The 25111-nt window shown below is 65.6% G+C and carries 15 protein-coding genes and 1 tRNA gene; 9 read left to right on the forward strand and 7 right to left on the reverse strand.

Going from position 1 to position 25111, the window contains the following annotated elements; all coding sequences use genetic code 11:
- Window positions 1-3 precede the first annotated feature (3 nt).
- Genes cyoD through cyoA form a run of 4 tightly spaced genes read right to left on the reverse strand, consistent with a single transcriptional unit; the run spans window position 4 to window position 4181 of the window.
- A complete protein-coding gene (cyoD, locus tag IE187_RS08705; protein ID WP_189675907.1) occupies window positions 4-384 on the reverse strand; it encodes a cytochrome o ubiquinol oxidase subunit IV in 381 nt (126 codons plus the stop codon).
- Window positions 381-1016, reverse strand: a complete 636-nt coding sequence (gene cyoC / locus IE187_RS08710; RefSeq protein WP_189675908.1) for a cytochrome o ubiquinol oxidase subunit III — start codon at window positions 1014-1016, stop codon at window positions 381-383. The genes cyoD and cyoC overlap by 4 nt, the downstream gene beginning before the upstream one ends.
- Before the next feature lies 1 nt (window position 1017).
- Entirely contained in the window at window positions 1018-3012 is a 1995-nt protein-coding gene (gene cyoB, locus IE187_RS08715; RefSeq protein ID WP_189675909.1) for a cytochrome o ubiquinol oxidase subunit I, read from the reverse strand.
- Window positions 3009-4181 carry a ubiquinol oxidase subunit II gene (gene cyoA, locus IE187_RS08720; RefSeq protein WP_268249500.1) on the reverse strand — a complete coding sequence of 391 codons (1173 nt, stop codon included), beginning with the start codon at window positions 4179-4181 and terminating at the stop codon, window positions 3009-3011. Before cyoA ends, cyoB begins: the two co-directional genes overlap by 4 nt.
- A 158-nt stretch (window positions 4182-4339) precedes the next feature.
- On the opposite strand from cyoA, the gene IE187_RS08725 reads away from it, so the two are divergent.
- Complete coding sequence (locus tag IE187_RS08725; protein WP_189675911.1) at window positions 4340-5689, forward strand: MFS transporter; 1350 nt, start codon at window positions 4340-4342, stop codon at window positions 5687-5689.
- Window positions 5690-5836: 147 nt separating this feature from the next.
- Here IE187_RS08725 and IE187_RS08730 read toward each other — a convergent pair whose 3' ends face one another.
- A complete protein-coding gene (locus IE187_RS08730; protein WP_189675912.1) occupies window positions 5837-7972 on the reverse strand; it encodes an alpha-galactosidase in 2136 nt (711 codons plus the stop codon).
- A 179-nt stretch (window positions 7973-8151) separates the two neighbouring features.
- Here IE187_RS08730 and IE187_RS08735 point away from each other — a divergent pair, with 179 nt between their 5' ends.
- From IE187_RS08735 to IE187_RS08745, 3 genes are read left to right on the forward strand one after another with little or no spacing between them, the layout of a single operon-like run.
- Window positions 8152-10116: a beta-galactosidase gene (locus tag IE187_RS08735; RefSeq protein WP_189675913.1), complete on the forward strand. Its 1965-nt coding sequence runs from the start codon at window positions 8152-8154 to the stop codon at window positions 10114-10116.
- The gene (locus IE187_RS08740) at window positions 10113-11441 is read left to right on the forward strand and encodes an alpha/beta hydrolase family protein (RefSeq protein WP_229839314.1); all 1329 of its coding nucleotides are present in this window, start codon (window positions 10113-10115) and stop codon (window positions 11439-11441) included. Before IE187_RS08735 ends, IE187_RS08740 begins: the two co-directional genes overlap by 4 nt.
- Entirely contained in the window at window positions 11438-12886 is a 1449-nt protein-coding gene (locus tag IE187_RS08745; RefSeq protein WP_133186245.1) for an SLC5 family protein, read from the forward strand. The genes IE187_RS08740 and IE187_RS08745 overlap by 4 nt, the downstream gene beginning before the upstream one ends.
- 268 nt (window positions 12887-13154) lie before the next feature.
- On the opposite strand, the gene IE187_RS08750 is transcribed toward IE187_RS08745, so the two are convergent.
- Complete coding sequence (locus IE187_RS08750) at window positions 13155-15986, reverse strand: TonB-dependent receptor (RefSeq protein WP_189675914.1); 2832 nt, start codon at window positions 15984-15986, stop codon at window positions 13155-13157.
- A 133-nt stretch (window positions 15987-16119) separates the two neighbouring features.
- Here IE187_RS08750 and IE187_RS08755 point away from each other — a divergent pair, with 133 nt between their 5' ends.
- The 4 genes from IE187_RS08755 (at window position 16120) to IE187_RS08770 (ending at window position 22542) form a co-directional block, all read left to right on the forward strand.
- Entirely contained in the window at window positions 16120-17694 is a 1575-nt protein-coding gene (locus IE187_RS08755; protein ID WP_189675915.1) for a tryptophan halogenase family protein, read from the forward strand.
- A gap of 11 nt (window positions 17695-17705) precedes the next feature.
- Window positions 17706-18413 carry a SapC family protein gene (locus IE187_RS08760; RefSeq protein WP_229839361.1) on the forward strand — a complete coding sequence of 236 codons (708 nt, stop codon included), beginning with the start codon at window positions 17706-17708 and terminating at the stop codon, window positions 18411-18413.
- A 112-nt stretch (window positions 18414-18525) separates the two neighbouring features.
- Complete coding sequence (locus tag IE187_RS08765; RefSeq protein ID WP_133186239.1) at window positions 18526-19269, forward strand: FadR/GntR family transcriptional regulator; 744 nt, start codon at window positions 18526-18528, stop codon at window positions 19267-19269.
- A gap of 777 nt (window positions 19270-20046) precedes the next feature.
- Window positions 20047-22542 (forward strand): TonB-dependent siderophore receptor, encoded by a 2496-nt coding sequence (locus tag IE187_RS08770; RefSeq protein ID WP_189675917.1) that lies wholly within the window; start codon window positions 20047-20049, stop codon window positions 22540-22542.
- 947 nt (window positions 22543-23489) lie between these two features.
- Here the strand turns inward: IE187_RS08770 and IE187_RS08775 are convergent.
- Window positions 23490-23565, reverse strand: a tRNA-Thr gene (locus IE187_RS08775).
- Between the two features lie 196 nt (window positions 23566-23761).
- On the opposite strand from IE187_RS08775, the gene IE187_RS08780 reads away from it, so the two are divergent.
- Window positions 23762-25060, forward strand: a complete 1299-nt coding sequence (locus IE187_RS08780; RefSeq protein WP_189675918.1) for a PAS domain-containing protein — start codon at window positions 23762-23764, stop codon at window positions 25058-25060.
- The last annotated feature ends 51 nt before the right edge of the window (window positions 25061-25111 follow it).

Genomic DNA, 25111 nt, shown 5'->3' on the forward strand with positions numbered 1-25111 from the left:
CGCTCAGTGCGCCGGGATCACCAGGCCGCCAGGCATCGGCATCGGCATCATGTTGGCGTTGAGGTGATACATCACCCAGATCGACCCGGCGATCGTCAACACGACGATCACCGTGGTGAACAGGAAAGCGAGCAACGTCCAGCCGCCTTCGGATCGCGTGTCGAGATGCAGGAAGCAAAGCACGTGAACGATGATCTGGGCAAAGCCCATGGCGAAGATCAGCGCCGCTGTCGTCTGCGCATCGTGCAGCACTCCGGACATCACCAGCCAGAACGGCACCGCCGTCAGGATGATCGCGAGGATCGTGCCGATGCGGTAGCCCCGCTGGCTGTGGCCGGACGTGGCGCCATGTGCGGTTTCTGGCGCGATCGAGGGCTGGCTCACCGGAGGACTCCAAACAGATAGACGAAGGTGAAGACACCGATCCAGATGATGTCGAGGAAGTGCCAGAACATCGACAGGCAGATCAGCCGGCGCTTCATCGGCTGGCTGAGGCCGTGCTGCCCGAGCTGGACGAGTATGACGCCGATCCACAGCAGCCCGATCGTGACGTGCGCGCCATGCGTGCCGACGAGCGTGAAGAAGGCCGAGAGGAAGGCGCTACGCTGCGGCCCTGCGCCTTCGGCGATCAGCGTCGAGAATTCGTACAGTTCGATGCCAATAAAGCCAGCGCCGAGCAGGCCGGTCACCGCCAGCCAAAAGCGGGTCGCGCGGACCCGCCCGGCTTCGATATGCGGCATCGCCTGGCCGAAGGTGATCGACGACGCCAGCAGCAACGCGGTGTTGAGCGCGACGAGCGGCAGCTCGAAGATCTCATGCGGCATCTGCCCGCCGGCATAATTCGTCCGGACCACGCCGAACATCGCGAACAGCGACGCGAAGATCAGCGCGTCGCTCATCAAGTAGATCCAGAAGCCGAGCACGGTGGCACCGTTGCCGCCGGAATCGTGATCGTCGTCTTCGGCCAGGTGCCAGCTCGGCGCGGCGTCGCTCGGGAGGCGCGTGTGGTCGGTCATGTCAGGCTCCCACGGCCGGCTGGTGGCGCTTGCTCTCGGTCAGCGCGACCTCGTCCGCCGGAATGAAATAGTCGCGCGCGAAGTTGAAGGTATGCGCCACCGCGACGACGATCAGCCCGGCGAAGCTCAGTGCGGCGAGCCACCACATGTACCACACCATGCCGAAGCCGAGGCTGAGCGCGAGTCCGGCCAGGATGATTCCGGCGCCGGTGTTGCGCGGCATGTGAATCGGGCGATAGCCCCCGGCGGGCCGCTCGTAACCGCGGCTCTTCATGTCGTACCACGCATCCAGATCGTGGATCACCGGCGTGAAGGCGAAGTTGTACGCTGGCGGCGGCGAGGTGGTCGACCATTCGAGCGTGCGGCCGTCCCACGGGTCGCCGGTCAGATCGCGCAGCTGGTCGCGCTTCACGAAGCCCATCACGATGCTCATCACGAAGCCGAGGATGCCGACCAGGATGATGAGCGCGCCGATCGCGGCGACGATGAAATAGGGTTGCAGCGTGGGATCGTCGAAATGGTTCACGCGGCGCGTGGTGCCCATCAGTCCGACGACGTAGATCGGCGTCCAGGCGACCCAGTAGCCGATCACCCAGCCCCAGAAGGCGACCTTGCCCCAGAACTCGTCGAGCTTGAAGCCGAACGCCTTGGGGAACCAATAGACCATCCCGGCGAACAGCCCGAATACCACGCCGCCGATGATCACGTTGTGGAAATGCGCCACCAGGAACAGCGAATTGTGCAACACGAAATCGGCGGGCGGAATCGCTAGCAGCACGCCGGTCATCCCGCCGACCACGAAGGTCAGCATGAACGCCACCACCCACATCATCGGCAGTTCGAAGCGGATGTCGCCGCGATACATGGTGAACAGCCAGTTGAAGATCTTGGCGCCGGTCGGGATGGCGATGACCATCGTGGCGATGCCGAAGAAGCTGTTGACGCTCGGTCCCGCACCCATGGTGAAGAAATGGTGCAGCCAGACGAGATACGACAGGATCGTGATCACCACGGTCGCATAGACCATCGACGTATAGCCGAAGAGCCGCTTGCCCGTGAAGGTCGAGGTGATTTCCGAATAGATGCCGAATGCGGGGAGGACGAGGACATAGACTTCCGGGTGCCCCCAGATCCACACCATGTTCCAATACATCATCGGCGAACCGCCGAGCTCGTTGGTGAAGAAGTGCGTGCCGATATAGCGATCGAGCATGAGCAGGAAGAAAGCGGCGGTCAGTGCGGGGAAGATGGCGATCGCGAGCACGTTCGAACACAACGCCGTCCAGCAGAACACCGGCATCTTCATCATCGTCATGCCGGGCGCGCGCATCTTGATGACGGTCGCGACCATGTTGATCGCCGACAGCGTCGTGCCGACACCGGCGATCTGCAGCGACCACAGATAGTAATCGACCCCCGTTTCGGGGCTGTACGCCAGCCCGGCGAGCGGTGCGTAAGAGAGCCAGCCGGTGCTGGCGAACTCGCCGACGAACAGCGAAATCATCACGAGGACCGCACCCGCCGCGGTCAGCCAGAAACTGAGATTATTGAGGAACGGAAAGGCCACGTCGCGCGCGCCGAGCTGCAGCGGCATGACGAAGTTGACCAGGCCGACCACCAGCGGGATCGCCACGAAGAAGATCATGATCGTACCGTGCGCGGTGAAGATCTGATCGTAATGATGCGCCTCGAGGAAACCCTGGTTGTCGCCGAAGGCAATCGCCTGCTGTGCGCGCATCATCAGCGCATCCGAAAATCCGCGCAGCAGCATGATGATGCCGAGGATGACGTACATGATGCCGATCCGCTTGTGATCGACACTCGTGAACCATTCGGTCCACAGATAGCCCCACAGCCGGAAGTAGGTCAGCGCGCCGAAAAGCGCGAGGCCGAGCGCCGCGACGACGATGAACGTCCCCAGCAGGATCGGTTCGTGCAGCGGAAACGATTCCCAGGTCAGCCGCCCGAAGATCGATTTGAGAAGATGATCGCTCATGAGTGTCCCGATGCTTGGGGATCAGACCGCGCGGTGCGAAGCGCACCGGGGGCGAGGAAAGGCTGCGTGGCCGACAGATCGCGATTGCGCGGATCGCCTTGCTTGCGCTCGCCGGGTGCGCCGGGTTTGGCCGGCTTGGTGACGTTGGGCCCCGTGCCCTTGTCCTCGGGGGCCTTGAAGAGCGCCGGAGTCGGCGTGGTGCCATGCAGCGGCGCGGCGCTGCGGCCCGCAACATCGCCCCGACTGCGCGCCATGTCGCGGCGCATCACGTCGATCGTGCATGGCGCACCCGGGGCGACGCAGCGATTGACCACCCGGTCGAACAAGCCCGGCATGACCGACCCGAAATACAGCGCTGGCACCTTGATGCTGGGTTTCTCCAGCGCGCCATAATTGGCCGCGGCGAGCGTGCCCTTGCTGGCGTTCACCCGGGCGACCCAGCGCGCGAAATCCGCCGGTGCCATGCCGCGCAGCTTGAAGCGCATCTCGGTGTGACCGCGCCCGGTATAATTGCCCGAATAGCCCCAGCTGTCGCCGGGCTGGTTGAGCACCGCGTTGAGCACGGACTGCATGCCCGGCATGGCGTAGATCATCCCGGCCATCGTCGGCGCGTAGAAGGTGCTGAACTGGCTCGTCGACGTGATCGAGAAGTGTACCGGCACGTCCACCGGCAGCGCCAGTTCGTTGACGGTGGCGATGCCCTGTTCGGGATAAATGAACAGCCATTTCCAGTCGAGCGCGACGACCTGCACCTCGAGCGGCTTGGTGTTGGGCGCGATCGGCCGGCCCGCCGACAGACGCTCGAGCGGGCGGAACGGATCGAGCAGATGCGTGCTCGTCCAGGTCACGACGCTGAGCGCGATGATGATCAGCAACGGGCATGCCCAGATCACGAGCTCGAGCGTGGTCGAATGGTCGAAATTGGGATCGTAGACCTTGTTGGGGTTGCCGCGGCGGTACCGCCAGGCGAAAAGCACTGTCAGCACCATCACCGGCACGATGATCAGCAGCATGATCCCGGTCGCGAACAGGATGAGGTTGCGCTGTTGCAGGGCAATATCACCGGTCGGATTCAACACCACCATGTTGCAACCGCTCAGCAATGCCGGAATCCCTAGGAGGGGAAGGCGCAAGGCCGTGCGGATGCGATGTGATGTTATGCTGCCCATGCCTGACGCGTAGCCGCTGAACGAATGCAGAACTTTGTCCGCGATCAAAGTTTTGCGGTTTGTGAATCGCTACAGCGGGAGTGTCGGCATCGCTGATCGATCACGGCGTGCCGCCGCAGTCGCTGCAAAACACGACTGAGCAGATAGGACGGAACGCGATGGTAGGGACGGCACTCGACGCGGGGAACTCGACCCCCTTGGAGCGCGATGCGCAGCTGATCAACGCGCGCGACCATCAGGTCCGACCGGGCGACATCGCCGTCGGGGTGATCATCGGGCGGTCGTCGGAATTCTTCGACTTCTTTGTCTTTGCGATCGCGTCGGTGCTGGTCTTTCCGTCGGTCATCTTCCCGTACGTCGATGCCTTGACGGGCACGCTCTATTCGTTCGCACTCTTCGCGCTTGCCTTCATCGCACGACCGATCGGCGCACTGGCCTTCATCTGGATCGACCGCAAGCACGGCCGCGGCGTCAAACTGACCGCCGCGATGTTCCTGCTCGGCGGATCGACCGCGGCGATCGCCTTCGTCCCCAGCCACGCGCAGGCCGGCGCCTGGGCGGTCATCCTGCTGGCGCTGTTCCGCATCGGGCAGGGTTTCGCGCTCGGCGGCACCTGGGACGGCCTTCCGGCACTGCTGTCGCTCAACGCGCCCGCCGGGCGCCGCGGCTGGTTTGCGATGATCCCGCAGCTCGGCGCCCCCGTCGGCTTGTTCGTGGCCGCCGCGGTCTTCGCGTATCTGCTCAGCGCGCTCAGCACCGCTGATTTCCTCGATTGGGGCTGGCGCTTTCCCTTCTTCGTCGCCTTTGTCATCAACGTGGTGGCGTTATTCGCACGACTGCGGCTGATCTCGACACCAGGGTTCCAGCAGCTGTTCGAAAGCCGCGAGCTGCAGCCATCGTCGCTTTCCGCGCTGGTTCGCGAAGAAGGGGGTACGGTCGTGCTCGGGGCGTTCGCGCCGCTGGCGAGCTTCGCGTTGTTCCACCTCGTCACCGTATTCCCCTTGTCGTGGTTCGTGCTCACCTCGGGGGAGCCGCCGGTTCGCTTCCTGGTGATCGAGCTGGTCGGTGCGCTGGTCTGCCTCGTCGCGGTAACGCTGTCCGGCGTCATCGCCGACCGGGTCGGCCGCCGCACCTTGCTCGGCGTCTCGGCCGCGCTGATCGCCGGTTACAGCGGCTTTGCCCCGCAACTGCTCGGCCGCGGGGCGGCGGGGGAATGGACGTACATGATGCTGGGCTTCGTCCTGCTCGGCCTGTCGTTCGGCCAGTCTTCGGGGGCGGTCAACGGCAGCTTCTCGCCCCGGCACCGCTACACGGGCGCGGGCACGACCGCGACCGCATCCTGGTTCATCGGCGCCGCCTTCGCACCGCTTGCGGCGCTATGGCTGGCGAGCACGTTCGGATTGATGTCGGTTGGCGCCTATTTGTTGTCCGGGGCGCTCTGCACGCTTGCGGCGCTTGCGCTGAACCGCGATTGGGCACGCAAGCATCCCCGCCAGATGGCGCAGTAAGGTGCGCTAGCGGGATACGCCCTGCGCGGCCTCGCCGGTCCGCTCGGCCTGCTGGGCGCGAGTGCCCAGCGCCGGGAGATCGAAGTCCCCAATCCAGTGCAGGGATAAAGCCGGGCGGGAACCTTCGACGGGCTCCAGCGCCCGACGTCAGACCCGTTCGACGTGGAGCAGGAACCCCGCTTGTGGCTTCAAGCGTGGCGGTTGCAGGCCAACTGCGATCAGCGACTGGCCCGACACGATCAAGCCATCGCGCAAGGCCGCGAACAGCGGCGACCCGACGACGGGCTCAACCGGCCAAACCCAGCGCACGCGATAGTCCGCCTCGCGATCGAGCCCCGCCAGCCGGAGCGGATCGGCGAAATAGCCGCGCTGTTCGCGCACCTGGGTGTAACTGAACACCGCCTCGCCACGGTCGGCGGCGACGATCCCGAATGCGATTTCGCCCTCCCCGCGATCGAGCCGGACGAGATCGCCCGAATGGATCAGCGCGCGGTGCCGCTTGTGGAGCGCGATCCCGGCCGCGAGTTCGGCGCCCTCGCTCTCGCTCAACGCGCCGAGATCGGCCTCGACACCGAAATGCCCGAACAGCGCCGTCGCCACGCGCGTTGCCATTGAAACGCGCCGGCCGGTGATGTGGCAATCGGTCGGGCCGACATGCGCGCCCAGCACTTCGGCCGGCAGGAAGGTCGACAGCCCCCGCTGGATCGCAAGGCGATCGAGCGCATCGTTGGTGTCCGACGTCCACACCCGGTCGGTCAGGTCGAGAATGCCCAGATCGGCGCGCCCGCCCCCGCTGGAACAGCTTTCGATCTCGACTGCAGGATGTGCCGCACGAAGACGCGCCAGCAGGTCGTACAGCCCGCGAACATGGGCATGTGCTCCCGCTCGGCCATCGGCGTCGCCGGGGTGGCTGAGATCGCGATTCATGTCCCATTTGAGATACGCGACGGGATGGTCGCGCAGCAGCGCGTCGATCGCGGCGAACAGATGGTCGCGCACCTCGGCACGGCCGAAATCGAGCACAAGCTGGTGGCGAAAGCCGAGCTGCGGTGCCGGCGGGGTCGCCAGCACCCATTCGGGATGCGCGCGGAACAGGTCGCTGTCGGGATTGACCATCTCGGGCTCGACCCACAGCCCGAACTCCATCCCGAGCGCGCGCACGCGCTCGATCAGCGGCGCAAGCCCCTCTGGATAGACGCTTCGATCGACGGTCCAGTCGCCAAGCCCGGCGCGATCGTTGCGCCGCGCGGGGAACCAGCCGTCGTCGAGCACGAAGCGCTCGACCCCGATCGCCGCGGCGCGCTCGGCGAGCGCGATGAGCTTGGCCGGATCATGGTCGAAATAGACCGCCTCCCAAGTGTTGTAATGCACCGGGCGTGGCTTCGCGCGCAGCCGCGCATGCTGTGGACGCGCGCGGACATGGGCGTGGATCGCCTGGGAGAGGCCGCTGCGCCCTCGGTCCGACCAGGCGCAGACGAGTTCGGGGCTCGCATACGCAGCGCCAGGCGCGAGGCGGATCTCGCCGGGCAGGAGCAGTTCGCCGAGCTGGACATAGGCGCGGTCGTCGGACAGCGTCTCGGCCCAGAGCCGGTGGTTGCCGCTCCATGCGAGGTGGAAGCCGAATACTTCGCCGAGTTGCTCGCCGCACGGCGCGACCTCGGCGAGAAGCGCCGGGAAGGCATCGTGGCTGGTCCGTCCGCGGCGGTTCTCGCGCGACACCGCGCCCATCGTGCGTGCGACGCGCTGCATCTGGAACTCGCCCGACCAGCGCCCGTCGAACAGCACCCAGTCGGACACCGCCGCCGGCACCGGCAGCGCGGGGGCGTCGCACGCCTCGATCGCCAAGGGGGTCGCGCCATCGTTGGTCACCGTGGTGCATGCGCGCAGCACGTCGCCCGCCGCCGCAAGCCGGAGGGTATGGCGCAGCGTCATGCCATTGGCCGCGTCGCGCGAGACAATCTCGACGCTGTCCTCACCGCATTGGACGGCAACGATCTCCGTCCAGCTTGCCCAGCCCTGCCCGTCCCGGTGGCACGACAGCCCCGGCCGTCCCGGAAACCCCGTGCCGATCAAGGGCGTGAGCGACAATGGCGGCGTCTGTGCGGGCGAGCATGGCGCTTCCTCGCGCGCGCCGAGCAAAGCGAGCGTCGCCGGATCGGCGCTTTCGGCGAGCCGAGCGCCCCAGTGCAGCACCACCGGCGCCCCGCCCCGACAATCGATTACCAAGCTGGTCCGTGCTCCATCGAGCCGAACGAAGGCGGGCAGCGGTGCGGCAGCTGGCATTGGCGATGTCTCTCTAAAGCAAGGGTCAATTTTTCTGACAACGCTATCCGGAGCGATTGACCCGGTCAATTTATCCGATAAATATGCTCGTATACCCCGCCGGCTGCTTCTCGTCACGAGAACGGCGCGAGATGGGTGCACAAACACCGCTTCGGTGAAAGCGGCGGGAGGAGAGCGACGTGCTCGGGGTTTGCTATTATCCGGAACACTGGCCGCGCGACCAGTGGCCAGACGATGCGCGGCGCATGGCGGCGCTCGGCTTGCGCTACGTTCGCATCGGCGAATTCGCGTGGTCGCGGCTCGAGCCCGATCCCGGTCGATATGATTTCGAATGGTTCGATGCAGCGCTTGCGACGCTCGCCGCTGCCGGGCTGAAGGTCGTGATCGGCACGCCGACCGCGACCCCGCCGAAATGGCTGATCGACGCGCATCCCGAAATCTTGCCCGTCGATCCTGCGACCGGCCGCACGCGGGGCTTCGGCTCACGCCGGCACTATGACTTTTCGAGCGACGTCTATCGCGATGCCGCGGTCAAGATCGTCACCGCGCTCGCCGAGCGCTATGGCGCGCATCCCGGCGTCGCTGGGTGGCAGACCGACAACGAACTGTGCTGCCACCACACCACGCTGAGCGCCTCGCCCGTCGCGCGCGACGCGTTCCGGCTGTGGTGCCGCGACCGCTATGGCGATGTCGCTGCGCTCAACCATGCTTGGGGCAACGTCTTCTGGTCGATGGAATATCGCAGCTTCGACGAGATCGAGCTGCCCGTCGGCGCGGTGACCGAGACCAGCCCGGCGCATCGCCTCGCCTGGTATCGCTTCTCGTCGGACGAAGTCGTGCGCTTCCACGATGCGCAAGTCGAGGTGCTGCGGCGCCTGTCGCCCGGCCGGTTCGTCACGCACAATTTCATCCCGATGGACGAGACCGGGATCGACAATCACCGGCTCGCGCGCGATCTCGATTTCGCCTCGTATGACAATTACCCGCTCGGCCGCACCGACTTGCGCATGGCCGATGCTGCGCCGGCCGACTTCAAGCGCTTCATGCGCACCGGCCACCCCGATTACAGCGCGTTCTACTTCGACCAGACGCGCGGGCTCGCGCCGGGTGCGTTCTGGATCATGGAGCAGCAGCCCGGGCCGGTGAACTGGGCGACGCATAACCCCGCGCCCGCGCCGGGCATGGTGCGGCTGTGGACGCTCGAGGCGTTCGCGCATGGTGCCGGCGTGGTGAGCTATTTTCGCTGGCGGCAGGCGCCGTTCGCGCAGGAGCAGATGCACGCCGGCCTGCTCCGCCCCGACAGCAGCGAAGCCGCCGCTTGGCCCGAGATCGAGGCGGTGGTGCGCGATCTCGCCTTGCTCGACCTCAATGCCACGCCGGCGACGCGTGCGCGCGTCGCACTGGTGGTCGATGTCGAGGCGCAATGGCTCGGCGAGATCGAGCAGCAGGGCCAGAGCTATGATTACACGAGCATCCTGCTGCAGCATTATTCGGCGCTGCGCGGCATCGACGTCGATGTCGACTTCATCGCGCCCGATAGCGACCCGGCGGATTACGCGCTGATCGTCGTGCCCGCGCTGGCGATGCCGCGCCCGGGCATGGCCGAACGGCTCGCGAGCGGCGGGGCGATCGTGCTGTTCGGGCCGCGCTCGGGTGCGAAGACGCCCGAGCTGACCTATCCCGAGGGGTTGCCACCGGGGCCGTTGCGCGCGCTGCTGCCGATGCGCGTGCTGTCGGTCGAGACGCTGCGTCCGGGGTGCGAGGACGCATTCGCGTGGAACGGTCGGTCCTACCCATCGGGATTCTGGCGCGAGACGGTCGAGCCCGGCGACGGGGTCGAGACGCTGGCACGCTATGACGATGGCGGGGCCGCGCTGCTGCGCCGCGGCCGCGTGCTGTATCTGGCGACGCTGAGCGATACGGCCTTCACCACCGACCTGCTCGAGGCACTGTGTGCCGAGGCGGGCGTGGCGACGCTGCGCCTTCCCGACGATCTGCGGCTCCGGCGGCGGGGCGACCTCGTCTTCGCGCTCAATTACGGCGCGGTGCCAGCCACCGCCCCGGCACCGGAGGGTACAACATTCTTGATCGGCGGCCGAGAGATCGGCGCGCGCGACGTGGCAATCTGGAGGGAACGGGCATGAGCGGCTGGATGAAACGGATCGGCGCCGGACTGACGCTGGCGGCGGCGGTGGTGGCAACCCCTGCGCTCCCACAGGCCTTGCCCGATGCGCCGCAACTCGCAGTGCCGGGGTCCTATACGGTCGGGGTGCAGCGGATCGACGTCACCAATCCCGACCAGCCCGATCTCCTGACGCTCGCTGCCAACGGGATCGCGCGGCACGACCGCGTGCTTCCGCTGACGATCTGGTACCCTGCGACGCGCCCGGCGCGCGGCGTGGCGGCGCATTATGTGCCCTACCAGCCCGGACCGCAGGCGATCGGCGGGCGCACCGGCACCGCTTCCCTCGCCGCCGCGCCGATCCGCGGGCATTTCCCGCTGGTGGTGTTCTCGCACGGCTTCCACAATTGGGCGACGGGCTTTGCCGATCTCGCCGAGCATCTCGCGTCGCGCGGCTATGTCGTCGCCTCGATCGACCATGCCGACGCCCCGCGCGATACCAAGCTGTCGCAGCTCGCCGCGTTCGGCATGACCGTCATCAGCCGCAGCGCCGACCAGCGCTTCGTCATCGCCGAGCTCACCCGCCGCGCAGGCAGCGGTCCGCTGGCGGGCACCTACGACGCCACCAGGATCGCGCTGATGGGCTATTCGATGGGCGGCTTCGGCGCGCTCGCCACCGCCGGCGCTGGGTTCGACCCTGCCAGCACCTTGTACAAGATCGCGCCCGGCGGACTGCTCGCGCCCTATGCCGCCGGTGCCCCGTTGGTCACGCAGGGAGCGCCCGCCGGGGTCAAGGCGATCGTCGCCTTCGCGCCATGGGGCGGCGGCACGCCGCTGCGCGCCTGGACCGGCGCCGCGCTCGGCCAGATCAAGACGCCGACGCTGCTCGTCGTCGGCGATCATGACGATGTCAGCGGCTACACCGACGGGGTGGCCTGGCTCTACGGCCAGATGACGGGCGCGGACCGGCGGATGCTCGTGTACCAGAATGCGCACCACAATATTGCCGGCGACGGCACCACCGGCCTGCCGGCGGTCGATTTTGCGAAGGTCGAGCAGCTCGAGGAGCCAGTGTGGCGCCGCGACCGGATCCTCGCGATCAACCGGCATTTCGTCACCGCCTTCCTCGACGCGACGCTCAAGGGCGACGCGGCGCATGCCGCTTTCCTCGCGGTGCCGACGCTGAAGGCTGACGACGGCGTCTGGCCGCTCGCTCAGGGGGCGAGCGTCGGCGCCCGGTTCGCCGCGCCCGACGATGCGGGGTCGAAGGGGTATTGGCCGGGCTTCCAGCGCCGCTGGGCGCTCGGGCTCGAATTGCATCACGACTTGCCGACGGTGGCGAAATGAACCTGCAGCTGACCCAGGCCTGGATCGCCGCCGCCCTGACCGCCGCGATCGCCTTCATCACCTATCTCAAATGCCGCGGCGAGGCGCGCCACGCAGGCAACAGCAACAAGGAATTCTTCCTCGCCGGCGGCGGGCTGTCCTGGCTCTACATCGCTGGCTCGATCACCATCACCAATTTGTCGACCGACCAGTTGCTCGGGATGAACGGCAACCAGATGGCGTTGCTCGCGTGGTGGGAGCTGTCGGGCGTGGTCGGCCTCAGCATCCTCGCCTGGGTGTTCCTGCCGATCTATTATCGCAACGACTGCACCACCGTAACCGAGCTGCTCGAAAAGAAATATGGCGACAAGAACGTCCGCGCGGTGATCGCCGCGATGTTCCTGTTCGGCAATATCGCGGTGTTCCAGCCGATCGTGCTCTATTCGGGCGCGCTGATGATGAAGTCGATGTTCGCGCTGCCGATTCCGACCGTGCTGCTGGCGGCGATCTTCGGGGTGGCCGGGTCGCTCTATGCGATCTTCGGGGGCCTGCGCGCCGCGGCGGTGGTCGATACCTATAGCGGCATCCTGCTGCTGTTCATGGCGATGCTCGTCGTGTTCCTGTCGCTCGCCGCGATCCACTGGGACTTTTCAGGCATTCCGCCCGAACGGATCTCGATGATCGGCGGCCCGGATTCGCCGATCCCCTGGCCAACGCTGCTGACGGGGATGATCTTCATCCAGACCTTCTACTGGTCGACCAACCAGACGATCACGCAGCGCGCGATGGCCGCACCGAACCTGCGCGAGGCGCAGAAGGGCGTGGTCGCGGCGACGGTGATCCGGTTGCTGGTGGTGCCGGCGATCGTCGTCATTCCCGGCGTGGTGTCGTACAAGCTGTTCGGCCATCTCGGCGATGCGGCGTATGGCAAGATCGTGTGGCACGTGCTGCCCAACTGGTTGTCGGGCATCTTCGCCGCGGCAATCGCATCGGCGGTGCTGGCGCATTTCACCAGCCTGCTCAATTCGTCGGCTGCGCTCTACGTCTGCGACATTCACGAGAAGTTCGTGAATCCCAACCCCAATGTCGCCAAGCTCAATCTGTGGAGCATCGTCGGCTTCGTGATCCTCGCGATCGCGATCGTGCCGTTCTACGACGGCGCGCCGAGCATCATCAACCTGGTGCAGCAGCTCAACGGGCTGATCTCGATGCCGGTGCTGTCGGTTTTCGTGGTGGCGCTCCTGTTCCGCGGGGTCGATCCGCGCGCGGCGATCTCGGGGATGCTGTTCGGCCTTGCGCTTTATGGCTTCTCGACCTTCGTCTGGTCGCCGCTGCACTATATCCACATGATGGCGGTGACGCTGTTCGCAAGCGTCGGCGTCGCGCTGGCGGTCAATCGGCTGGTGCTGGGTGGACGGGCGACGCTGCTGATCGGCTCGGCCCGTCGGGCGCGGGCCGCGGCATAGGATCCGGGACGACTCTTCGGGCTTGATAGAGGCGCTTCGGTCTCCCCTCCCTGGAAGGGAGGGGTCGGGGGCGGGTCGGCATAAGGCGGGCGTGACGCGCGACTGGAAGCCCACCCACCCCCTGCCCCTCCCTCTCAGGGAGAAGAGTCGCAGCGGCCTCCCGGCCCTCCGATAACAGACCGCCCGAGGACGCTGTTCGCGTCGCTGCACACACGAAAACGGGGCCGGCGCATCGCGCCGGCCCCGTAGTCTTGCCACCCTGCCCTGCTCAGAAGTTCAGGCGGAACCCGATATCGTAGCGCGGCCCGGTGTTCTGATAGTTCAGCACCTGATTGTCGAAGCGCCCGGTCGTGACGTACTTGGCGTTGAACAGGTTGGTGCCCTCGATGAAGATCTGCGCATTCTCGGTGACGCTGTAGGCGGCACTGCCGTCGAACTGACCATAGGTCCGCACGAACACCGGCTCGTTGCCCGGGCCACCCGCAAGCGTCTGCAGGAACTTCTCGCGGCGGTTATAGGCGATCCGCGCCGACACGCCGTATTTCTCGTAGAAGACCGTCGCATTCTGCGAATTGCCGATCCCCTCGGCGGCGAACGACTGGTTGGTCTTGGTGACGTCGAACGGCCGGTTGCTGCTGACGAAGGTCGCGTTTGCCTGCACGCCAAAACCGCTCAGGAAACCCGGCGCCCAGTCGAGCGAGTGCACCGCGTTCAGCTCGAGCCCGCGAATGTCGAGCGAACCGCCGTTGCGCGGCCGCTTGACGCTGAACGTCGCCGATTTCCCGCTGACGAACTGACCCGAGATGTTCTGCGCGTTGGCGATCGTGAAGACTTCGGGCGCGAACACCTGGGTGATGAAATCCTCGACATGCTTGTAGAACACCGCCGCCGACAGCGTCGTCGTCCGCGTCGGATAGAATTCGAACGACAGGTCGAAGTTGGTCGCCCGGTACGGCTTCAGGTCGGGATTGCCGCCAGCGGCCGTCAGCGTTGCCGGGCGCAGCGTGGTATAGGTGAGACTCGGCGCGAGATCGCTGAGCGCGGGACGGGTGAGCGACTTGTACGCCGCGAAACGCGCCTGGAACTTCGGCGCCAGATTCACCCGCACGTTCAGATTGGGGAGGAAGGTGTCGTAGGACGACGACTTGTCGATGCTCACCGCAGCGCCGTTATTGGCGTAGACGCCGGTGTAGATCGTCGGATCGTTCTGCACCAGATCGAGCAATTGCTGCTGCTGGCCGAACGAGCGAACCTCGGTATGTTCGTAGCGCGCGCCGATGTTGACGAACCATGGCACGCCGCCCAGATCGCCTGCGAAATCGACGTCGGCATAGCCTGCGTAGACGACTTCCTTGACTTGCGTCGATGGCTGCGGCGTCGCGGCATAGCCGTTGCTCGCGGCGTAAAGCGCCCCGATCGTGCCGGGGCGGAGGCCGCGCGCCGCATCGATCGCCAGCGTCGCCGCCGGGCTGGTGAGGAACTTCAAATACGCTTGCGGATCGAACTGCAGGAAGGTGGTGGGAACGGCGCCGCCACCGAACGATTGCACCGTGAACGGTGACAGCAGCGAAGGGTCTGCCGGGGTCAGATAGCCGCAATAGAAACAGCCGATGTTCGGGTTCGACGCGATCGGCACGTCGGTCTTGTCGCGCGCCGTGCGCATCAGGCCGAAGCGCAGCGTCTTGAGCGCGCCCGATTCCGCCTTCCACTCGGTATTGAGGCGATATTCGGTGACCTTCTCGGTCACGTCGTCGCCGCCGATGCCGGCGATGTGCGTCCGCCCGAGCGCCGGGTTGGTCAGCGCGCCGGCCGAATAGCCGAAGGTCGAGGGAATGCCATTCCCCGTCGGCGCCTTGAAGCTGTACTGCGTCGGCGTGCCGATCACGACGAAATAGCCCTTGCCGCCGGCCGAATTCTTGGCGCGCGACTGGCTCGCATCGAGCACCACCTTGACCGACTCGCTCGGGCGCCATTCGACATTGCCGCCGAATTCATAGGTCGTCGTATCGCGGACCGACCCCGACGAGACGAAATCGGCATTGCCGTTGGTGGTGAGCGACGTGATCGTCCGGTTGCTGTCGATCGTCGCCGCGGTGTAGCTCGAGGGTTCGAACCAGCTGCCGAGCGCATGGCCTTGCTGGTCGCTCTTGAACCGGTTGTAGAGGCCGTCGACGGTGAAGGTCAGTTCGTCGCTCGGCGCATATTGCGCGACGAGCGTCGCGCCGAGGCGGGTGCGCCGGTCGACCGTATTGCCGATCGCCTGGGTGCGCGGGGCATAGACATTGGTGTAGATCGGCGCGTTGACCGGCCCGACGGACTGGCCCGGCAGATAGCCGTCATCGGTGATCGCATCGACCGAGGCGATGCGGCGCTGATAGGAGAGCGACGCGAGGATGCCGAGCTTGCCGTCGGCGAAGGTATCGCTGAGCAACTTGAACAGCTGCGGCGTCGCCTTCTTGCTGTTCTTTTCGTACAGCCCCTTGGCGACGAAGACGCCCTTGAATCCCTTGAGATCGAGCGGACGCGGCGTCTGGACGTTGATCGTCGCGCCGATACCGCCGCCCTGCAGCGGCGCCTGCGTGCTCTTGTACACTTGCGCACCGCTGATCAGTTCGGCCGGGATGAGATCGAACGAGAAGGCGCGGCTGTAGCTGTCCGACGCGAAGCTGCGCCCGTTGAACAGCACCGTGTTGAACGCCGGCCCGAGGCCGCGCACCGTGACGCGCTGGCCCTCGCCATTGCTGCGGTCGATCGCGACGCCGGGAATACGCTGCAGCGACTCAGCGACGTTGGCATCGGGGAACTTGCCGAGATCCTCGGACGAGATCGCATCGAGGATACCCGAGGCATTGCGCTTCTGCGCCGCCGACGAGGCAAGGCTGGCGCGAATGCCGGTCACGACGATGTCCTCGGCGGTAGCCTCCGCCACATCCTGTTGTGCGGTCGGCGCGGTAGCGGCGGGGGCCTGTGCTGCCGACGGCGCCTGCTGCGCCAGCGCCGGCGTGGTGGCGGCAAACAGTGCGAAGACCGCGATGCCCGATCCGCCCATCACCCGTGCGATACGCCGTTCAATGGACGTCGCGCCTGAAAAACCAGACATATACCCTCTCCCCTTTATGTGTTTTTCGTATCACTGCACGAATTTAACATGGAAATGATATTGCATTTGTCCGGTTAATCAAGCGTCTTTCTGACACCGTAATCACAGCTATAGTGGGCGCAGGGAGAGTGGCATGGAAACGCAGCAAGGCGAGGCCCGAACAGGCGCGATCCGGACGATCGTGGTGGTCGGCGGTGGTTCGGCAGGGTGGATCGCGGCGGCGCGGCTGGCGGCGCGCCACGCCCGCGGCACCGACGACATCGTCGTCAAGCTCGTCGAATCCTCGACCGTCCCGACGATCGGCGTCGGCGAGGGCACCTGGCCGACGATGCGCAACACGCTCGCCAAGATCGGCATCGGCGAAACCGACTTCCTGCGGTCGTGCGACGCGGCCTTCAAACAGGGGGCGCAGTTCGTCGGCTGGAAGGACGGGTCGCCGGGCGATGCCTATTACCACCCGCTCAATCCCCCGGCGGGGGCGACCGAGGTCAATCTGTCGCCGCATTGGCAGCATCTCGCCGGCGCGGCGCCCGATCGGGCATTTGCCGACTGGGCCGATTTCCAGGCCGCGCTGTGCGATGCGGGGCTTGCGCCCAAGACGATCACCGCGCCCGAATATGGCGGTGTCGCCAATTACGCCTACCATCTCGACGCAGGCAAGTTCGCTACGCTGCTGCGCGACCACGCGGTTGGCAGGCTCGGGGTCGAGCACATCGTCGCCGATGTCACCGGCGTGACGATGGCCGACAATGGCGACATTGCGCGCCTCGAACTGGCCGATGGCGGCAGCGTGGCGGGGGATCTGTTCGTCGACTGCACGGGATTTGCCGCGCTGCTGATCGGCAAGGTCTATGACGTCCCGTTCCGGTCGTGTCGCGACGTCCTGTTCGCCGATCGCGCGATCGCGATGCAAGTGCCCTATGCCGAGGAGGACGCGCCGATCACCAGCCACACCGTGTCGACCGCGCAGGACGCCGGCTGGATCTGGGACATCGGCCTGTGGGCGCGGCGCGGCACCGGCTATGTCTATAGCAGCGCACATATCGACGACGATGCGGCGGAAGCCGCCTTGCGCGCCTATGTCGGCCCCGCCGCCGAACAATTGTCGGCCCGGCGGATCACGATCGAGGCGGGCCACCGCGAGCGCTTCTGGCAGAACAATTGCGTTGCGGTCGGGCTGTCGGCGGGGTTCCTCGAACCGCTCGAAGCATCCGCGCTGATGCTGATCGAGGCATCGATGGACGCGATCGCCGATCGCTTGCCGCGCACCCGCGCCGCAATGGACACCGCCGCCCGCCAGTTCAACGAATCGTTCACCCACCATTGGGCGCGGATCATCGAATTCCTGAAGCTGCATTATGCGATCACCAAGCGCGTCGACACCGCGTTCTGGCGCGACAATGCCGCGGCGCGTTCGATCCCGGATTCGCTCAAGGAACGGCTCGCGCTGTGGCGGGAGCATCCGCCGGCGCCGCAGGACTTCGCCCATGCACGCGAAGTGTTCTCCTGGCCGAGCTATCAATATGTCCTGCACGGCATGGGCTTCGAGACGCACTATCCGGCCATTGCCGCGACGACTCCCGACGCAGCGATCGCGCGGCGCTGGACGGGGCGGATCGAGCGGATGCGCGCCGATGCGGTGGCGCAGATGCCACGCAATCGCGACCTGCTGCGCGCGATCCGCGAACACGGGCTGCAGGCGGTATGAGCCGCATCGTGATGCTCGATCCCATGCGCCATCATGCGCTCCACAGCGATGCGATGGCGGGTGCGGCCGCGCGGCAGTTCGTCCAGATCGGCCTGTCGGAAATCGCGCTCGCCGCCGCCGACATGCCGCTGTGCCTGGTCAAGGATGCGCAGACCGGCCGCTTCACGCTGATCGCGTTGCTCGGGCTGATCGAGCCGCGCAACCTGTTCTGGCACGACGGGGAAATGCGGGCGACCTATCTGCCGCGCGCCGCCTCGCTGACGGGCTTCCGGCTCGATGCGGCGGGGGCCGGCGGGCTGGCGGTCGACGAAGCCGATCCGGCGATGGGCGCGCGGGGCGAAGCGCTGTTCGCGGCCGACCGGTCTCCTGCGCCGATCCTGGCAGACATCCGCGCCGGTTTGGAGCGGATCGTTGCCGACATCGCCGCGGCGCAGGCGCTGATCGACGACTATGCCCGGCTGCGGGTGATCCGGCCGCTGTCGATCACGCTCCAGCTGAGCGACGGGCGCGAGCATGTCGTTGCCGGGCTTTACGGTCTCGACGAGGAGGCGCTGGCGGCGCTCGACGATGCGACCGTGGTGGCGCTGCACCGCGCCGACCAGCTCGCGCCGGCGGCGGTGATGGCCGCCTCGCTCGCGCAGGTCGAGCGACTGCGCCAGCTCCACAATGCAACGCACGCGCGCCAGATCGCGGCATACCAGATCGCGTTCACGGATTGACCGCGATCCTTCCGCTCCGGTGGCGGTTGCCGCGCGCGCCGGCTGCGGCGCCGTGCGCCACGGGCGTTGTCATCGCTTTCCGCGCTCTTATGGTCATGGCAAAGACGGAGCGATGACATTGACCGAAGAAGGGCGGTATCTGCCCGCACATATCTGCATCGCCAGGACATGGGGCGTGGCGATCGTCACCGGGGTCCACGCGCCCGGCTCCACCTTGCCCGGCGAGATCGAGATCGCCGCGCAGCACGGCGTATCGCGCAGCGTGATCCGCGAGGCGCTGCGCGTCCTCGGCGCCAAGGGTCTCATCGAAAGTCGCCCCAAGACCGGGACCCGCGTCCGCGACCGCGCCGGATGGAATCTGCTCGACCCCGAACTGCTCGGCTGGATGTTCGAGGGCGTGCCCCCGCGCCATTTCGTGCAAAGCCTGTTTCAACTGCGCATGATCGTCGAACCCGCCGCGGCCGAGATCGCGGCGAACGAGCGCACCGCGCAGCAATTGTCCCGCATGGGCCATTGTCTCGAACTCATGGCGGAACACGGCCTCGCCACCGCGGTCGGGCAGAAGGCGGACCAGCAGTTCCACGCCATCATGCTCGAGGCGACGCGCAACGAACTGCTCGTCAGCCTCTCCGCCACGATCGCGGCGGCCGTGCGCTGGACGACCTTCTTCAAATATCGGGCGTCCCGCCATCCGCGCGACGGATTGCCAGAGCATCGCATCCTGTTCGAGGCGATCGCCAACGCCGATCCGGTCGCGGCGCGGCACACGACCGAAATTTTGGTGCGGCAGGCGCAGCTCGACACCGAGGCCGCGCTTGGCCCCGGCCCTCAGACCCGACCAACGGCAGAAAAGTGATGGGAACAGCGAAAGGCTTGGTCAACGCCTTCGCAAAAATGGGGACAGCTTCCCACACCCTCGCCGAACCAAAATCCGGTGTGGCGGTGACCGAGTGTCCGATAGTGTCCCGTGCGCGCCAAGACCGGTCGTTCCGGTCTTCACCCGAGCTCATCAATTCTAGCCACTGATCGCAGTTCGCCGGTTCGAACCAGCTCATCGCAGCGAGCGTCGGTGCCATCGGCGGTCCCATGCGGATGGCAGAGCCCCAGAAACCTTCGCAAGGGTAGGCGCAGCTGCACCGAAATCGGTCGTGAGCTCCGGGAAGGGCCCAGCATCAGCCGACGAACGGCGCGCGCGCGCACAGTAGCAGCGAGTCCTGGCGTTCCCGTCGGTAGCGCTCGATCGCCTGACGCAACCTGATTGCCCACGCGCGTGCGAATGCGGGTTCCGCCCTGCATCGCGATCTCGACGCGCACCTGTTTGGCGTCGGCGCTGGCGCCTGCCATGTCGCCCTTGACGGTATCGAGCGCGGCGAACGCGCGGCAGTCCTCACCGACCGCAGCGCCTCTGCGTAGCCGGACACGGGCGCACTGGAACAGGGCGCACCGGAACAGGGCGCCGGGACGACGTCTCTCGGACTTCGAGCCTTCGTAATGGCCGCAAAATGCACCGTGTCGGCCGCTCGTCGCCGCGGTCCGCTATAAAGAAGGATCGGGGATGGTCTGCTTGCCCGCGCCGACGGCGTCGGCACGCCGCGGCAACGACCCTCATCCGCCCTGTTTCGAAGGATTGCTCATGAAGCGACTTGCCCTGCTGGTATCTGTGTCCTCCTTCGCCGTGGCGAGCGCCGCTATGGCCCAAACCGCCACACCGGCAGAGGCCACCTCCACGGCGACGCCGTCGTCGGAGGCGCGCGCCAGCGACCGACAGGCGAGCGCGATAGCCAGCAAGGAATCCTTCTCCACCGGCGTGGCAAAGGCACGAGATCAGCTCGACAGCGCGACATCGACCAGCATGTTGGACAGCGAGACAATCGTGGATCTTGGGCCACGCGGCGTTCCAGACCTGCTGCGCTTGATCCCCGGCATTCGCTCTGAAGCGAGCTCCGGCGAAGGATATGGCAATGTGACGATTCGCGGTCTACCGCTGTCGGCCAACGGTGCAAAATATGCCCAGTTCGAGGAAGATGGCCTGCCCGTCCTTGAATTCGGCGACATCGGCTGGGCCAGCAGCGACGTATTCCTGAGGACCGACCTCAATCTTGCCGGCGTGCAGGCGATCCGCGGCGGTTCGGCCTCGACCTTTGCTTCCAATTCGCCAGGCGGCGTGATCAACTTCATCTCGAAGACCGGCGTCACAGAGGGTGGCACGATCGCAGCGACGGTCGGGCTCGATTTCGAGCGCTATCGCCTGGACTTCGATTACGGCGCCAAGCTGTCGGACACGGTGCGGATGCATATCGGCGGCTTCTATCGCCAGGGCGAAGGTCCGCGCGCAGTGGGCTTCGAAGGTGAACGCGGCGTCCAGATCAAGCTGAACATCACCAAGGAATTCACTGGCGGCTATGTTCGCTTCTACGGCAAATATCTGAACGATCGCACCCCGGCCTACAGCACTGTGCCGGTCACCATCACTGGTAGCAATGCCGATCCGAAATATGGTGCCGTCGTCGGCTTTGATCCGACGCACGACACGTTGATGTCGAAATATGCGACCACCTTGCTGACGCTCGATGGCACCAATCAGGTGGCGAGCTATGATCTGACCGATGGCCAGCACCCGGTCGTCAAGTCGGCTGGCTTCGAGGCGCAGTTCGAGGTCGCCGGATGGACGATCATCGACCGCGCTCGCTATTCGGGCATTTCCGGCGGCTTTCGCAGCGCCGAGCAAGTCGTGACCAACACCGCGACCGCAATCGCCACGCAATATGGCGGCGCGGGCGCCACGCTGAGCTATGCCAATGGCCCCACTGCCGGTCAGCTCATCACCAACCCCGCTACGCTCAACGGCAACGGATTGCTGGTGCCGATCAATTTCGCCAACCTCGATTTCCGCGGCCTCGACGATTTCACCAACGACGCGCGCGCCAGCCGTACGTTTGCCATGGGCAAGACCGAACTCACGGTGACCGCCGGGTTCTACAAATCGCGCCAGCAGATCGACGTCGATTATCTCTGGGGATCCGTCCTGTCCGAGGTCAAGGGCGGCGGCCAGGCGGCCTTGATCAACCTGACCAGCGCCAACGGGACACCGGTTACGCAGAACGGCTATTATTCGTTCGGCCCGGGGTTCGGTTCGATCGGCCTGGGCCATTTGAGCCTGAAGACGGCGTACAATATCTCTGCGCCGTATGGCTCTGCCAATTTCAAGGTCGGCAAGCTCTCGCTGGGCGGGAGCCTGCGCTACGATTTCGTCGATGCCAAGGGGAGCTATCGCCGCGCGCCCGGGTATTCGGCGGTCGACGTGAACGGCGACGGAACGCTCTCTGCGGCGGAAAAGCGTGTTTCGCAATTCAACCTGACGACGGCTTCGCCGCTCGCTTATTCGGCTCGCTATCTCTCCTATTCGGCCAGCGCGAACTATCGCTTTGCACAGAGCCTGTCCGCCTTCGCGCGCTACAGCCGGGGCGGTCGCGCCAATGCTGACCGCCTCGTCCGCAACGGCTTTGTCGATCTGACGACGGGTGACTTGACGAAAAGCAGCGCGGCCGTCGACATCGTCAAACAGCTCGAAGGCGGCGTGAAGTATCGCAATAATGGGCTGACACTGCAGATCACGGGTTTCTCGGCCAAGGCGGACGACACCAACGCGCTGCGCGGTGTGCCGTTCACGCGTACTTATGATGCCAAGGGCTTCGAGTTCGAAGGCGAGTTCCAGCGCGGCTGGTTCCGGATCAACACCGGTGCCACCTATACCAACGCCAAGATTTCCGCCGACAATCTGACCCCATCGAACGTCGGGAACAAGCCGGGTCGCCAGCCGGACTGGATCTTCCAGGCGATCCCCCAGATCACCACCAAGACCTTCAGCGTGGGCGCCGCCTTCATCGGAACGATAAGCAGCTTTACCGATACGATCAATCGATTACGGCAGCCGGGCTACATCACCACCGATGCCTTTATGCGGTACACTCTGAACGACCGCATGACGGTGTCGGTGAACGCGAATAATCTGTTCGACGTGCTCGCGATCGCGGCACTGAACGAGGGGACGATCCCCGCCTCCGGCCTCGGCCTGGCGCGCGTGCTGAACCCTCGCGCAACGTCGGCAACGATCAGCTTCCGCTTCTGACGCGCCGATTTGAATACCGAGGATGCGGAACGGGCGAATCTGATCTGACGATCGATGAGGCTCCGGCGGGGTTTGATCGGGTATTTCACCTCCGTGAAAACCCTGCAAATGCCCGTGCTTGAAACCGACCGCTCCCGTTCATCGGTGCGGCGGCGGCGCAAAGTTGGCTGATCATGCTCGGTTGTCTGGGGCTCCGCCCGGTTCTCGGACAGCCGTCCAGGAAATTTGACAGCCCCCTGTTCTCAGAGGGTTGCAAAAGTTGGTGCCCCACAGGGGACATGGTTGGGCACGCAGATCATTGAGGAATCTCGATCCTGCGCCGCCCGATCGGACAGCCCGTTACCGATAGGTCGCGATCCAGCGCCTCATCCTCGGGCGCCCAGGGTGGATAGCCTAGCGCTTCATCAGGCGTCTAATCCGATTCAGCAGTCGTCCGACCGAGTTCCGGCACATCCGGGCACAGTCCGCGTCGCGGCGGCGTTGCTCGCCGAGCCGTCCGACCTCGACATACCGGTCAGTCCACGCGACTGACCTTTGGACATCCCCGCGCCTTACCAGCCTGGATTAGCGAAGGGCTGATTACCACCCATGCCGGGTATCAAGGCACCTGCTCGCCCCATTCACGAAGAGCCGGTTACAGTGAGCGCGACCCGAAAGCCGCCGGTCCGGTTTCCACCAGATCTGCCGGTTTCTAGCGCCTGATCGCAGTTCGCCGGTTCAACACCAGATCATCAGCAACGGGCGTCGATTCCATTGGCGGTCTTATGAGGATGACAAAGCCTTAGAAACCTCTGCAATCCCAACCGATTCGTCAGGCCTCATCAGTTCGGAACGCGTCCTGACGCGGCTTGAATCGTTGCAAGACTACGAGGTGCGATACCAAATTGCGGGTATCACAGGCGTGGATACGCTGGCCTAAGAAACCGTAGTATTTCAATGGTTTGAAATGGTGCCGCTTACAGGACTCGAACCTGTGACCCCCGCATTACGAATGCGATGCTCTACCAACTGAGCTAAAGCGGCGTCGCGCCGTTCGGGTGAACGGGTGCGAGGGCGGGCGCTTAACAGGTGGTTTTCGTGCTGACAAGCCGCTTCGCCCCCTCAGGCGCAATGGCGCGCAAAAAAGCGAGGCTTTACTCCGCGTTTACCACGCGCGGTGCACAAGCCGGTTAGGACAGTCGCCCGATCGGCGGGGCGGGCCAAATAGGACGGTTGTGCAATGGACAGTGTTCGCGGATTCGGGGACGGTCGCTTCGACAGCGAAGTCGAGGGCGACGAGATCGACGACACGCCCGTCGACAGCGCGGGAAACGGCGTTGCCGAGACACAGATCGACGTCGGCACCGACGAGCGCCGCATGCACGTTCGCGCCTATAACCATTGGGTGTCGCTGCTTGGCGGTCGCGCCTATCCCTCGATCGAGGATCTCGACCCCGCCAATATCGCCGATTTCGGCCCGCACAGCGTCCTGCTCGATTTCTCGCTCGGGATCGAAAACCCGGCGATCGCCTATCTCGGCCGCGCGCTGCGCGAGGAGTGCAGCCTCGATTCGTCGGTGACGCACATCTCGCAAGTGCCCAGCCGCTCGCTGCTGTCGCGGCTGACCGACCATTATCTGCAGATCATCGCGAATCGCTCGCCGATCGGCTTCGAGGCCGAATTCGTCGGCGTGCGAGGCCACAACACGCTGTATCGCGGCATCTTGATGCCCTTCTCGTCGGACGACGAATCGATCGACTTCATCTATGGCGTGATTAACTGGAAGGAGTTGGTCGACGCCGAGACGCAGGCCAAGCTTCACGCCGAAATCGCAGCGGCGGTCAGCAGTGCGCCGATGGCGCCGCCGGCAGCACCGATCTGGGCCGACGGGCCGAGCGCTGGATTCGATTCGGCGGAAGCCGATGATATCGACGATGCGGCAGCCGCGGCTACCGGCGGCAATCTTGCCGATCAGTTGATGCTTGCGCAGCAAACCGCCGCCGCGGTGCGCGCTGCAGACGTCCGTGGCCGCGCGACGCTCTATCGTGCGCTCGGGCGGGCGCATGATTTCGCCGCCGCCGCCGATGCCGATCCGCAGAGCTACCGCGCGTTGCTCGAATCGGCCGGGATCGTCGTCCAGCTCCGCGCGCCGATGACGCCAGTGGTCAAGCTCGTCTTCGGGTCCGATTACGACAAGACGCGGTTGACCGAATATGCCGCGGTGCTGTCCTACGCGCGCCGGATCGACGTCGCGACGGGACAGCTCGGCGAGTTTCTCGAAGGCTTCGAGGGTGGCATCAAGGGGATCGTCAAAGCCGAACGCGCCGCACGGACGCCCGTCGCCAAACCGCGCGCGAGCAGCGCGGGCTTGCTCGCCTCGCGCCCGACGCTCGCCAGCGTGGCGATCGAAACCCCGCTCGAGCGCGGCGCTTATGTCGTGCTGCTGGCGCGCGCCAACGATGGCGGAATGCTCGACATCGTCGCGACGCTTGGAGACGACACGGCGCTGACCGAGCGGGCGATGCGCAGCGCGGTCTGACGCGCGCACCGCGCGGCACGACCTCGAAAATTGTGCACCGCCACAAGTCTT

This window comes from Sphingomonas glacialis (assembly GCF_014653575.1).
GTDB classification, from domain to species: domain Bacteria; phylum Pseudomonadota; class Alphaproteobacteria; order Sphingomonadales; family Sphingomonadaceae; genus Sphingomonas; species Sphingomonas glacialis.

Coding starts and splice junctions, on each gene's coding strand:
- cyoC (WP_189675908.1), bottom strand. CDS start 1,016: ATGACCGACCACACGCGCCTCCCGAGCGACGCCGCGCCGAGCTGGCAC.
- cyoB (WP_189675909.1), bottom strand. CDS start 3,012: ATGAGCGATCATCTTCTCAAATCGATCTTCGGGCGGCTGACCTGGGAA.
- cyoA (WP_268249500.1), bottom strand. CDS start 4,181: ATGGGCAGCATAACATCACATCGCATCCGCACGGCCTTGCGCCTTCCC.
- IE187_RS08725 (WP_189675911.1), top strand. CDS start 4,340: ATGGTAGGGACGGCACTCGACGCGGGGAACTCGACCCCCTTGGAGCGC.
- IE187_RS08730 (WP_189675912.1), bottom strand. CDS start 7,972: ATGCCAGCTGCCGCACCGCTGCCCGCCTTCGTTCGGCTCGATGGAGCA.
- IE187_RS08740 (WP_229839314.1), top strand. CDS start 10,113: ATGAGCGGCTGGATGAAACGGATCGGCGCCGGACTGACGCTGGCGGCG.
- IE187_RS08745 (WP_133186245.1), top strand. CDS start 11,438: ATGAACCTGCAGCTGACCCAGGCCTGGATCGCCGCCGCCCTGACCGCC.
- IE187_RS08750 (WP_189675914.1), bottom strand. CDS start 15,986: ATGTCTGGTTTTTCAGGCGCGACGTCCATTGAACGGCGTATCGCACGG.
- IE187_RS08755 (WP_189675915.1), top strand. CDS start 16,120: ATGGAAACGCAGCAAGGCGAGGCCCGAACAGGCGCGATCCGGACGATC.
- IE187_RS08760 (WP_229839361.1), top strand. CDS start 17,706: ATGCTCGATCCCATGCGCCATCATGCGCTCCACAGCGATGCGATGGCG.
- IE187_RS08765 (WP_133186239.1), top strand. CDS start 18,526: ATGACATTGACCGAAGAAGGGCGGTATCTGCCCGCACATATCTGCATC.
- IE187_RS08770 (WP_189675917.1), top strand. CDS start 20,047: ATGAAGCGACTTGCCCTGCTGGTATCTGTGTCCTCCTTCGCCGTGGCG.
- IE187_RS08780 (WP_189675918.1), top strand. CDS start 23,762: ATGGACAGTGTTCGCGGATTCGGGGACGGTCGCTTCGACAGCGAAGTC.